9 protein-coding genes are annotated in these 12,233 nt (G+C 45.9%); 7 read left to right on the forward strand and 2 right to left on the reverse strand.

Annotation, left to right across the window (positions count from 1 at the left end; all coding sequences use genetic code 11):
* The first annotated feature begins 1 nt into the window (after window position 1).
* Both trmL and VJ374_RS03620 read left to right on the forward strand, forming a co-directional pair.
* Window positions 2-475: a tRNA (uridine(34)/cytosine(34)/5-carboxymethylaminomethyluridine(34)-2'-O)-methyltransferase TrmL gene (gene trmL / locus VJ374_RS03615; protein ID WP_023467320.1), complete on the forward strand. Its 474-nt coding sequence runs from the start codon at window positions 2-4 to the stop codon at window positions 473-475.
* A gap of 238 nt (window positions 476-713) precedes the next feature.
* Window positions 714-1,280: a DUF5366 family protein gene (locus VJ374_RS03620; protein WP_035409453.1), complete on the forward strand. Its 567-nt coding sequence runs from the start codon at window positions 714-716 to the stop codon at window positions 1,278-1,280.
* 1 nt (window position 1,281) lies between these two features.
* On the opposite strand, the gene VJ374_RS03625 is transcribed toward VJ374_RS03620, so the two are convergent.
* The gene (locus tag VJ374_RS03625) at window positions 1,282-3,057 is read right to left on the reverse strand and encodes a transglycosylase domain-containing protein (RefSeq protein WP_329470192.1); all 1,776 of its coding nucleotides are present in this window, start codon (window positions 3,055-3,057) and stop codon (window positions 1,282-1,284) included.
* Window positions 3,058-3,263: 206 nt separating this feature from the next.
* On the opposite strand from VJ374_RS03625, the gene VJ374_RS03630 reads away from it, so the two are divergent.
* The 4 genes from VJ374_RS03630 to VJ374_RS03645 are packed head-to-tail and all read left to right on the forward strand — an operon-like array spanning window position 3,264 to window position 9,456.
* A complete protein-coding gene (locus tag VJ374_RS03630; RefSeq protein WP_035409448.1) occupies window positions 3,264-4,424 on the forward strand; it encodes a glucose-1-phosphate adenylyltransferase in 1,161 nt (386 codons plus the stop codon).
* Between the two features lie 13 nt (window positions 4,425-4,437).
* The gene (gene glgD, locus VJ374_RS03635) at window positions 4,438-5,538 is read left to right on the forward strand and encodes a glucose-1-phosphate adenylyltransferase subunit GlgD (protein ID WP_035409446.1); all 1,101 of its coding nucleotides are present in this window, start codon (window positions 4,438-4,440) and stop codon (window positions 5,536-5,538) included.
* 14 nt (window positions 5,539-5,552) lie between these two features.
* Window positions 5,553-7,004, forward strand: a complete 1,452-nt coding sequence (glgA, locus tag VJ374_RS03640) for a glycogen synthase GlgA (RefSeq protein ID WP_029340919.1) — start codon at window positions 5,553-5,555, stop codon at window positions 7,002-7,004.
* A 28-nt stretch (window positions 7,005-7,032) separates the two neighbouring features.
* A complete protein-coding gene (locus tag VJ374_RS03645; RefSeq protein WP_329470194.1) occupies window positions 7,033-9,456 on the forward strand; it encodes a glycogen/starch/alpha-glucan phosphorylase in 2,424 nt (807 codons plus the stop codon).
* Window positions 9,457-9,497: 41 nt separating this feature from the next.
* Here VJ374_RS03645 and VJ374_RS03650 read toward each other — a convergent pair whose 3' ends face one another.
* On the reverse strand, window positions 9,498-10,316 hold the full coding sequence (locus VJ374_RS03650) for a sulfurtransferase (RefSeq protein ID WP_290773596.1): 819 nt from the start codon (window positions 10,314-10,316) through the stop codon (window positions 9,498-9,500).
* Window positions 10,317-10,408: 92 nt separating this feature from the next.
* On the opposite strand from VJ374_RS03650, the gene VJ374_RS03655 reads away from it, so the two are divergent.
* A complete protein-coding gene (locus VJ374_RS03655) occupies window positions 10,409-12,145 on the forward strand; it encodes a phospho-sugar mutase (RefSeq protein WP_056059933.1) in 1,737 nt (578 codons plus the stop codon).
* The last annotated feature ends 88 nt before the right edge of the window (window positions 12,146-12,233 follow it).

Consider the following 12,233-nt stretch of genomic DNA (forward strand, 5'->3'; position numbering starts at 1 on the left):
CATGGCTATTCATGTCGTTATGTATCAACCGGAAATTCCTCAAAATACAGGTAATATTTCGCGAACATGTGCAGCGACGCATTCCGTCCTTCACTTGATCCGACCGCTCGGCTTCTCGACAGACGATAAGCAACTTAAACGTGCGGGTCTTGACTACTGGGAATTTGTCGATGTCCGTTATCATGATTCGTTAGAAGAACTGTGGGAAAAACATCCGGAAGGTATTTTCTACTATATTACGAAATACGGGGAACAGTACCCAAGTCAGATTGACTTATCGGACGTTGAACAGGACTATTTCTTCGTCTTTGGTCGGGAAACAAAAGGATTGCCGCTTGAAGTCATCGATGCAAACGCAGAACGGTGTATCCGTTTACCCCAATCGAATCTCGTTCGTTCACTGAACGTCTCGAACACGGCAGCGATCATCGTCTATGAAGCATTACGTCAGCAAGGATACGCAGGTCTTCTGTAAAGCAAAAGCTCCATCCTGATTCAGGATGGAGCTTTTATGAGTTATTCGTTACCTTCAGGTTTTTTGTTGTAGCCTGCAGTGAAGATTGCTGTCAAAAACGCAAGACTTACGCCGACCATTAAGATAAATGCCATTTTTGTTTCCCCCTTCAGTCTCTTGAACCGATATAATCTATTATAGTATACCTGTAAGTGAAATTGTGTGCTACATATGAATTTTCTATGAATGGAGACTCCACATGCGTACGAACGTTTACCTATTAAGTTATGCCCCACTGATCAGCATCTTGTTATTTAGTACATCCCTTGCGATCGCGACGACGGAACTTGCATTGCATTGGCTCGATCAAGTCGGCGTGTACGATGAACTGCTCCAGCTACTGACGGCACGTGATACGAAGCTCGTCGTTTGGCTTGGTTTTTTGATCGTCTATTTCATGATCTTTAGTTCGCTTAAACTACTATCGGACACGATCAATCAGCTCGGTTTCGCCTTTTTCATCAAAGAACAAGAGGGAACGACACTCGGTATGTTACGTCCGGGCAGTATTCTCCTGCTCGTCGGAGGATGTGTCAGCTTTGCTTTCATGACGTCCTTCTTGCACGTTGGGATCGTATTGCTTGTATCCTTCTTCATCTATTTTATCTTTTACACGGTACAGATTAGTAAAATGACGAGTGCGGCTGGAGCTGTTGGGTTAATCATCTTCTCCTTCTTAGCCTGGGGCGTTCTACTCGCTGGTCTATCATGGGTTGGTCTGACCTTATTCAATTCCTTTGGAGAAGCAATTTTATTTCCGAGTTGACTCAAGGACGTAAAATCGTCGCCCACGTCTGGACCTGTAACGTTGCATTGGCTTCAGCAGGGAAAGGGCGGGGACGGTCAGCTCCTAACCAAATACCCCCGATGTGTTGATTTTTGATACCGACGAACCACATATCCTTATTATCATTCGTTGTTCCTGTTTTTCCTCCGATATAGCGCGCGGAAGGATCGTATCCTTTGCGCCCTGTTCCATACGTCATGACATTCTTTAAACCAGCCCGTAATTCACGGTTCGTCTGACTGGACCAAATCCGTTGTTCCTTTTCCTGCGGTCGTTCGACCGTTCCGTTTCGAAACGTAATACTTTTAATCATCGATGCCGGTCGATAGATCCCGTCATTGACGAATACGGAATAAGCGTTCGTCAGTTCATATGGACTGATCCCGTATTGCAACCCACCTAGGGCACTCGTAAAGGCATCATCCTCACGTGTCCACTGGCTAAACTGGAATGGACGGATGGACTTCAATCCTTCTTGGAAAGAAACAGCAAAAGCACGGATCGCTGGTGTGTTATAAGAATAAGCGATCGCATCGGCAATCGTCACTTGTCCAAGGATCCGATTTCCGCTATTTGACGGACAGTAGCCATCGATACAGACGGGACTACCGTCTAACGTGCTCGACAAGCGGGCTTTCGTCTTCTCAAGGTAAGGACCGTAGACAAGTAACGGTTTGATGGCTGAACCAGGTTGTCGGTACGACTGCACTGCTCGGTTGAACTGACCTGTCAAATTTGATTTGTAGCCGACAAGAGCCGTGACTCCGTGTGTTTGTCCGTCGATGCCAACATAAGCCCCCTCAATCGGGTTGGGTAGATTGCGAAGAGCTTCCTTAGCCCGTCGTTGTTCTGCTGAGTCGAGATATGTCGAGATGACCGCACCTTGTTGATGCAGATATTCTGCAGCATGCTTCTCACTCCAACCCTTTTTTTGAGCGGTCATCCGAACGGCAGCTTGAACGGTGGCATCGATATAGTCCGGATAAGGAACCCGCGGCTTATAAGATCGAGGTGTCACATGAGAAATAGTAAAATCTTTCGTCAGTACACGATCGCGCACTAATGCTTGAGCGATTCGTTGCTGACGTTTTTTTGTATTTTCAGGAAAACGAAGCGGATCGTAGAGTGACGGATTGTTCGGAATCGCTGTCAAAAAGCTGATTTCAGACCAATTCAACTCGCGCGCTGGCTTATTGAAATATGATTTTGCGGCCAGTTCGATCCCGTAAATATTATTCGCGAAATATGCTTGATTGACATACGCTGTCATCAATTCTTTTTTCGAATATTTTTGCTCCAAAGACACAGCAATTAGCAACTCTTTTATTTTTCTAGTATATGTTTTTTCGTTTGTTAGATATGTCATTCTTGCTAGTTGTTGTGTGATCGTACTGCCACCTTGAGATTTAGAATCAGACTGGTTTTTCGTAAACGCGCGTAAGATTCCTGTGATGTCATATCCGTCATGTTGATAGAAACGTTGATCTTCGATAGCAACAAACGCTTGCTCGACTTTTTTCGGTAATGTTCGAGGCGTTAAGTCATCCCGTCGCAATCCGTCATAGAGCTCGACCCGTTTGTTTTCATAGGTTACGGTGATTGGTTGGTAGGAGGTCAGTGGATGTCGTGTCGTCTGTTCATCGGCCCAGAAAAAAAGTGTGCGTGCTGTTTTTAACTCATCTTTAATTGAAAATAAGGAAAACAGAAGCATCATCGTAAGACCAAGTAAGACGAGATATCCTGTCGTAATTCGCATGAGAACTCCTTTCAAAAAGCCATTTCATTCCTATTATCGGTCTTTTATGGAGAAATCAATAGATTTTTTTTCGATTTTTGTATTTTAATAAACCTATTTTGCAGGAATGTTATATTAAAAAGAGAAAAGATTGGGTATATAGAAGTATCTGTGGATTTTAGAACGCGAGTCATCTGTAAAAAAAGAGCATAAATGGAGGGGACGAAATGGCTAAAAAGAATGTCGTTGCGATGTTACTTGCAGGCGGAGAAGGGAAACGTCTGGGAGCTTTAACGAAACATACTGCAAAACCAGCTGTTGCATTTGGAGGAAAATACCGGATCATTGATTTCCCACTTTCGAACTGTACGAACTCAGGAATCGATACAGTTGGCGTGTTGACGCAATACGAACCATTAGAGTTGAATCGATACCTTGGCATTGGAAGTCCATGGGATTTGGATCGCCGTAATGGCGGATTAACGATTCTTCCACCATACCAAGCACAGAACGGCAAAAACTGGTATGAGGGCACAGCAAATGCTATTTATCGAAATATGAGTTATATCAATCAATTTGACCCTGAATATGTTCTTGTTCTATCAGGCGACCATATTTATAAAATGGATTATGAAAAAATGATCGAGGAGCATCGACTTGGTGGAGCTGACGTGACGATTTCCGTACGTGAAGTACCATGGGACGAGGCACCGCGATTTGGTATCCTCAATACGGACGATGACTTACGAATCAATGAATTCGAAGAAAAACCAAAAAATCCGAAATCAAATCTTGCATCGATGGGGATTTATGTCTTTAACTGGGATATCTTAAAACGCCACTTGATTCAAGATGCCGGCGATGCGGAATCAAGCTTTGACTTCGGTAAAAATATCATCCCGAACATGCTTTTTGAAAATCTCAATATCCGTGCGTATAAATTCAAAGGATACTGGAAAGACGTCGGGACGATTCAATCCCTTTGGGAAGCGAACATGGATCTATTGACGGCAGAGCCTGAATTCGATTTGTATGAACCGTCATGGAAAGTACATTCGGTCAACCCGAATCAGCAACCACAATACATTGGAAACGCTGCGACAGTCGAGACATCGATCATCAACGAAGGATGCCACATCGAAGGAGAAATCAATCATTCGGTTCTCTTCTACGGTGTCGATGTAGCAGAAGGATCACTCGTCAAAGACTCGGTCATCTTCCCGAACGTCAAAATCGGACGAGACGTCACGATTCACCGGGCGATTTTAGCAGATGGTGTCATCGTTGAAGATGGTGCGACGATTGGATCTCCGGACGGAGAAGTCTTCGTCATTGAAGCAGACAGCATCGTTAAAAAGAACGAAGTCATCAAAGAAGCAATTCAATAAGGGGGATATTCGAATGAAGGTCGATTTATTAGGCGTCATCAATCTAAGTGGTGAAGAAGGATTTTTCAAAGAACTAACAGAGCATCGTAACTTGGCAGCTGTGCCATTTGCGGGTCGTTATCGATTGATCGATTTTACATTAACGAACATGGTACAAAACGATATCGCGAACATCGGGATTTTTACGCTCGAGAAATATCGTGGCATGATGGACCATCTTGGATCTGGTAAAGAGTGGGATCTTGACCGTTCAAACGGTGGACTCTATATCTTCCCACCTGCATTGTCACAAGATGCGAACGAGTTCCGTGGGGATCTATCGAACTTCCACCTTCACCGTGATTTTTTCCTTCGCAGTAAGGAGAACTATGTCGTCGTCTCTGGTTCGAACATCTTATCAGCCGTAGATTATCGTGATGTCTTGCGCGAACATAAAGAATCGAATGCGGATATCACAGTCGTTTATACGAAGCGTGAACTGCCTTGCAAATACTGCCGTCCAATTCGCTTTGGCGAGCAGAACCGCGTGACTGCAATCGGATCACGAGGGTTCCAGCCGACTGATGAGACGTTCTACATGGAAACGGTCGTTCTATCGAAGAACCTATTCGTTCGTTTGATTGATGAGGCGATTGCGCGTGGCGAGTACGATTTACTACAAAGTATCATCCGTTCGCAGCTAAATCGCTTGCATGTACATGGTTATGAATATCGTGGTACATCACAAGTCATCCACTCACTTCGTTCATACTACCGTGAGAGCATGCTATTGCTTGAACAGTGGGGAGCAATCAACGACTTCCAGCATGTCTACACGAAAATCAAGCATGAACCGCCGACACGTTATTTGCCAGGTTCAGCGATTAAGAACTCACTCGTCGCAAACGGCTGTAAGTTAGAAGGCACGACGACGGATAGCATCCTGTTCCGTGGTGTTAAAGTCGGAAAGCATGCGCGCGTCAAAAACTCGATCATCATGCAAAAATCGGTCATTGAAGAAGGCGCGGTCGTTGAGTACGCGATTCTCGACAAAGAAGTGACCGTCAAACGCGGTCAAGTCATTCGCGGTACGGCAGAAGAACCAATCGTCATCAAAAAACAAACAATCGTTTAAAGGAGATGTCATTCATGAAGGTATGGTTTGCTGCCACGGAAGCGACACCCTTCATCAAGACAGGGGGGCTAGCTGACGTCGTCGGCTCGCTCCCTTTAGCGCTTGCTGAGGAAGGGGCAGACGTTTCGGTCGTCTTACCCAATTATGGTCAAATCAAGGAACAATACAAATCAGAGATGGAGTTTTTATTCGACTTCATCGTACCAGTTGGCTGGCGACAGCAATTTGGTGCTGTCCTCCGATTAAAACAAGATGGTGTAACGTTCTATTTCATCGATAATGAGTACTATTTCAAACGCGATGGTGTCATTTATGGACATTACGATGATGCGGAACGATTTGCGTATTTTTCACGTGCCGTTCTTGAGATGATTCAACATCTCGATCGGAAAGAAGTACCGGACGTCATCCATTGTCACGATTGGCAAACAGGTGTGATTCCGGCGTTCCTACGAATCCATTATCAGCACCTAGAGCGCTATCAAGATATTAAAACGGTCTTTACGATTCACAATCTACAATATCAAGGTGTTTTCCCGGAGGAAGTACTCGGTGATTTACTTGGATTGAGTCATGAACACTTCACAGCCGATGGTATTGCTCATAACGGTCTCGTCAATTACATGAAGGCAGGACTCGTCCATTCCAATCAAATCACGACAGTCAGTCCATCATATCGTGATGAGATCATGGATCCGTATTACGGTGAGACGCTTGAACCCGTCTTACAACATCGCGCTGTCGACGTACGCGGAATCTTGAATGGAATCGACTATCGTCAATTTGATCCTGCACATGATACGCATCTCGTTGAGACGTATTCGGTCGATACCGTCACGGAAGGAAAGGCGAAGAACAAAGCTGCCTTACAAGAAGAACTAGGTCTCCCCATCAATCCGGATGTACCATTGTTTGGTTTCGTTTCTCGTCTCGTCGACCAAAAGGGGATTGATTTGCTCGCGCATATCTTGCCAGATTTGTTTGAACTCGATGCGCAGTTCATCATCCTTGGATCAGGTGAAGCGGAATATGAAGGGTTGTTCCATCATGCGACATCGATTCGTCCAGACAAAATCGCTTCTTACATCGGGTTCGACGTTGGTCTCGCGCAACGAATCTATGCGGGCAGTGACGCCTTCTTGATGCCTTCGCGTTTTGAACCATGTGGTCTCAGTCAGTTGATTTCGATGAAGTACGGCTGTTTACCAGTCGTCCGGGAAACAGGTGGTCTTCGTGATACGGTCAAGCCATTCAATCAGTTTACGTTAGAAGGAAATGGATTCTCGTTCGCGAATTATAATGCACATGAGTTTTTAGAAGCGATTAAACGTACCATTGAGGTCTATCATGATCGCCCGGTCTTTGAGCACTTGATTGAGACGGCGATGAATGAGGATTTCAGTTGGTTGCGTTCAGCCGACGAATACTTGGCGTTATATCGTTTGATTGCACCGTCCGCCACTTGATCGTATCACTGGGAAAAGGAGTTACGTCATGTTCAAAGATATAGAGAAGTTCAAGGAGAGGTTTACGGAACGATTCGTTTCGATGCATGGCAAGGCAATAACGGAAGCAACAGAAAACGATATCTATCAGACACTTGCTTATCTGGTACGTGAGACGGTCACGACCGATTGGTTGCGGACAAAGGAAACATATACCCATAAAAAAAGTAAGCAAGTCTATTACTTTTCACTCGAGTTTTTGCTCGGACGTTTCTTGCATAACAACCTATTAAGTCTTGACGTCTTAAAGGATGTGGAACGGGGACTGGAAGAACTCGGATATCAGCTCAGTGATCTGACAGAAGAAGAGCCGGAACCAGGACTCGGAAACGGAGGTCTCGGTCGTCTCGCAGCCTGTTTTCTTGATTCCTTGGCTGCGCTTGGTCTACCGGGACATGGGAACGGTATCCGATACCAATATGGTCTGTTTAAGCAAAAAATCATCGATGGCTATCAAGTCGAGCTACCGGATAACTGGCTGAAGAACGGAAACATGTGGGAAATTAGACGTTCTGATAAAGCGGTCGATATTTCATTCGGTGGACATGTGTGGCTCGAAGAAGTCGGTGATGGGTATCGCGTCCATCATGAACCGACTGAAATCGTCCGTGCTGTTCCGTACGATATGCCGATCGTTGGCTATCAAAACAAGGTTGTCAATAACCTGCGACTCTGGAGTGCTGAGTCTCCACTTGATGATGATGAATTACTTAGTCAATACCGTGGGAACTATAAAGATTTACTGGCACATAAACAATCGATTCAGACGATTTCAGAGTTCTTGTATCCGGATGATACGACGTACGAAGGAAAAGAACTCCGTCTGAAGCAACAATATTTCTTCGTCTCTGCAGGATTAAGGAGTATCTTGACGTCCTTTAAAAAACGAAACCATTCATTGAAGCAACTCGGGAATCATATTGCCATTCATATCAATGATACGCATCCGGTCGTCGCGATTCCGGAATTGATGCGGATTCTTGTTGATGAAGAAAGGTTTGGATGGGAAGAAGCGTGGCGGATCACGAAGAGTGTCATGTCGTTTACGAACCACACGTTATTATCAGAAGCACTCGAACGTTGGCCGGTTGATTTGTTCCGTCGCTTGTTGCCACGCATCTATCTCATCATCGAGGAAATCAACCGACGCTTCTGTAAAGATGTGCTGGCGAACTATCCACACATGGAAGCACATATGCGAGATATCGCCATCATCGCGGACGATCGGATCAACATGGCGAATCTGGCTGTCGTCGGCACGCATTCAACGAACGGTGTCGCTCAGATTCATACTGAGATTCTGAAGCAGCGCGAGATGCGACTATTCTATGAGATGTTTCCGCTTCGATTTAATAATAAGACGAACGGGATTACACATCGTCGCTGGCTTCTCTCATCGAACCCAGCACTGGCAAAACGTGTGACAGAAGCGATCGGGGATGGTTGGATTCAGCATCCGTCCGATTTGCAAAAATTGACGAAATGGGCAGAGGATTCAGCACTGCAGAAGGACATCGCCGAGATCAAGCTTCAGCGTAAGGAAGAATTAGCGTTGCTCATTGAAAAGGAAACAGGTATCGTCGTTGATCCAACCTCGATTTTTGATGTTCAAGTCAAGCGATTGCATGCGTACAAACGTCAACTCTTAAATGCGTTACACATTCATTCGCTCTATTATCGTCTGAAGGAAGACCGTTCCTTTACGATGACACCGCGGACATTCATCTTTGGTGCAAAGGCAGCGCCAGGCTATCATTATGCAAAAGAAGTCATTCGTTATATCAATGCGTTAGCTCGCTTAATTAATCAGGATCCAGAGGTCAGCCCATACTTGAAAGTCGTCTTCCTAGAAAACTATCGTGTATCGCTTGCTGAAAAGATTTTCCCGGCAAGTGATGTCAGTGAGCAGATTTCGACTGCCAGCTATGAAGCCTCTGGAACCGGCAATATGAAGTTCATGATGAATGGCGCTTTGACGATTGGAACGCTCGACGGAGCGAACATCGAAATTCGAGATGAAGTTGGGGATGCGAACATCTTCATCTTCGGCTTAACGCCGCAGGAAGTCATGAATTATAAGCAATACGGCGGTTATAGTGCGTATGATCAATACAGTGCCCAACCCGAGTTGCGACGAATCATCGATAGTCTCGTCGACGGGACATTATTTGCTCCGGGTGAATTCCAAGCAATTTACGATTCATTATTGACGTATAATGATGAGTATCTGATCCTGAAAGACTTCATGTCGTATCAACAAGCGCAGGAACGTATCGATCGGATGTATCAGCAACCGGAAGAATGGTATAAACGTGTCATTCTTAATATTGCTCGGTCAGGTGTGTTCTCAAGTGATCGAACGATTAAAGAGTATGCGAATGCGATCTGGAACATCAAACCAATTCAACTCTAAACAAAAAGACACTGACAGATGTTTCTGTCAGCGTCTGATGTTTACGAACGGGAGACGTCTTCACCGCGGCTGACCCAATCACTATAAGAGCCGGCGTAAAGCCGGACATCGGTTTTCCCGAGTGAGTGGAGAGCGATGACATTGACGCACGCTGTCACACCGCTTCCACAGTAGAGGATAGGTGCCGTGACCGGCAGGATGTCGGCGTATAGTTCTTTCAGATCTTCCGCATCTCGTAAACGACCATCTGGTGAGAGTGCTTGTTCAAAGTAACAATTTACGGCACCCGGAATGTGTCCGGCGACATGATCGAGTGGTTCGATTTCTCCGCGATACCGATCGGGCGCTCGGGAATCGATGACCAGCGTTTCTGTCAGCTGATCCTTTAGCTCTTCGAACGAGACGAGCATCTCGTCTTGGAAACGCGGCGTGTACTGAGAGGGTTCATAAGTAAAAGTCTCGTCTGTAACCGGAAGATCGAACGCTAGGTAAGAGGAGAATCCGCCCTCGAGAACTACGACACGCTCATGTCCGATCCATTTAAATAACCACCATGCACGAGCGGCATATGGAAAACCATCGTCATACAAAACGACGAAGTCTTCCGGGGTCACACCATGCTGTTCCAGTGTGTGTTGCCACGCTTCTTTTGAAGGAAGCGGATGCCGACCGCCGACCTCATCGATTGGACCAGAAAGGTCAGTCGTTAAATCCAGGTGCTGTGCACCTTCGACGTGTTGTTCTAAGAAAGCATTTCGTCCATATTCAGGTTGTTGTAAGTCATAGCGGCAGTCAAACCAGCGAATCTGATCCGTACGGACGAGCTGTTGAAGGTCTGCCATTTGAATCGTAGGAAACATGCCTCATCACCTTACCCTTTCTAGTGTTAATCATATGAAAGGTATCGTATCATCGCAAGTCTTACCCTCATTCAAAAAGGAGTCGATTTACTATGTCATGGAAAGAAACCTATCAAAAATGGGATCAGTTCGCTGATCTTGACAGTACATTAAAAGAAGAACTCGTCACGCTAGCAGCGGATGAAAAAGCAGCTGAAGAAGCATTCTATAAAGAACTCGAGTTTGGAACAGGTGGTATGCGCGGGGAGATCGGTGTCGGAACGAACCGGATGAATGTGTATACAGTTCGAAAAGCTTCACAAGGGTTCGCAGCATTCATTAAGGCATCAGGAGAAGAAGCGGCAGCAAAAGGAATCGTCATCGCACACGATTCACGCCATTTCTCACCAGAATTTGCGCTGGAGGCGGCACGGACGCTCGCAAGTAACGGCATCAAAGCGTATCTGTTCGACGGTCTACGTCCGACACCAGAACTTTCGTTTGCGGTTCGGTCTTTACAAGCAGCGGGCGGGATCGTCATCACAGCGAGTCACAACCCACCAGAATACAACGGCTATAAAGTGTACGGAGACGACGGTGGACAACTTCCACCAAAAGAAGCGGATGAACTCGTATCGTACGTCAGTCAAATCGAAGACGAGCTGTCGATTGAACTTGAGCAAGAAGAGGTCCTTCGTGCGAACGGTTTAATCGTCCGTGTCGGCGAAGAACTTGACGAAGCGTATCAAGAAAAATTACAGACGATTCGTGTCTTACCTTCAATCCAATCGGAATTAGCCGATCCACTAAAAATCGTTTTCACTCCACTTCACGGAACAGGTCTTGTCCCGGTAACAGAAGGCTTGAAACGTTACGGTTTCGAACACGTGACAGTCGTTAAGGAGCAAGCAGAGCCAGACGGTGCATTCCCGACCGTGACGTCACCGAACCCGGAAGAACATGCTGCCTTTAAACTGGCGATCGAATACGGAGATCGTACAGATGCCGATATCTTGATTGCGACGGATCCCGATGCTGACCGCGTCGGAGTAGCAACACGTGATGCAGACGGAGAATGGACAGTCTTGACAGGGAATCAGACGGGGGCATTGTTGCTTGACTATATCCTTTCACAAAAAGCGGCGCAGGGGACACTACCAGAGAACGGATTTGTCGCGAAGACAATCGTTACTTCAGAACTAGGTGCGTTGATTGCACGTCATTATGATCTCCATGTCGAGAACACGTTGACAGGCTTTAAGTTCATCGGGGAAAAAATCAAACAATACAATGCATCGGGTCAATATGAGTATCTCTTCGGCTATGAAGAGAGCTATGGATATCTCATCGGGGACTTCTGCCGCGACAAGGATGCCGTCCAAGCGTGCTTGTTAGCTGCTGAGATGGCTGCGTATCACAAAAAAGAAGGACGGACGCTCTATGAGGCATTACAGTCGATTTACGAGCAGTTCGGGTACTTTGAAGAGTCACTCCGCTCTCTGACGCTCAAAGGGAAGGATGGCGTGGCACAGATTGGTCGTATCATGGATACGTTCCGTGAGAATCCACCAAAACAAGTGGCTGGAGAACAGGTCGTCTTGTTCGAGGATTATGATGCGAGCATCGCTCACGATCTGAAGACACATCAACCCTCACCGATCAATCTGCCAAAATCCAATGTCTTGAAGTTCACGCTCAGTGATGGATCGTGGTTCTGCCTTCGTCCATCGGGCACGGAACCAAAAATTAAGTTCTATTTCAGCGTCACGTCACCAGATGCTGCTGAGACGACACGAAAACGTCAGCAAATCGAAGATGAAGTCATGCAGGAAGTCGAGCAAATTCAATAAGTCCTAAACAGGATTCCGTCGATGACGGAATCCTGTTTTTTGTCTTAGAGCATTGAAAATTGAAATTCGTGCAACCGTTACCATTTTG

Source organism: Exiguobacterium sp. 9-2 (assembly GCF_036287235.1).
Taxonomy (GTDB): Bacteria; Bacillota; Bacilli; order Exiguobacteriales; family Exiguobacteriaceae; genus Exiguobacterium_A.

Coding starts and splice junctions, on each gene's coding strand:
- VJ374_RS03655 (WP_056059933.1), top strand. CDS start 10,409: ATGTCATGGAAAGAAACCTATCAAAAATGGGATCAGTTCGCTGATCTT.
- VJ374_RS03630 (WP_035409448.1), top strand. CDS start 3,264: ATGGCTAAAAAGAATGTCGTTGCGATGTTACTTGCAGGCGGAGAAGGG.
- trmL (WP_023467320.1), top strand. CDS start 2: ATGGCTATTCATGTCGTTATGTATCAACCGGAAATTCCTCAAAATACA.
- VJ374_RS03625 (WP_329470192.1), bottom strand. CDS start 3,057: ATGCGAATTACGACAGGATATCTCGTCTTACTTGGTCTTACGATGATG.
- VJ374_RS03645 (WP_329470194.1), top strand. CDS start 7,033: ATGTTCAAAGATATAGAGAAGTTCAAGGAGAGGTTTACGGAACGATTC.
- VJ374_RS03620 (WP_035409453.1), top strand. CDS start 714: ATGCGTACGAACGTTTACCTATTAAGTTATGCCCCACTGATCAGCATC.
- VJ374_RS03650 (WP_290773596.1), bottom strand. CDS start 10,316: ATGTTTCCTACGATTCAAATGGCAGACCTTCAACAGCTCGTCCGTACG.
- glgD (WP_035409446.1), top strand. CDS start 4,438: ATGAAGGTCGATTTATTAGGCGTCATCAATCTAAGTGGTGAAGAAGGA.
- glgA (WP_029340919.1), top strand. CDS start 5,553: ATGAAGGTATGGTTTGCTGCCACGGAAGCGACACCCTTCATCAAGACA.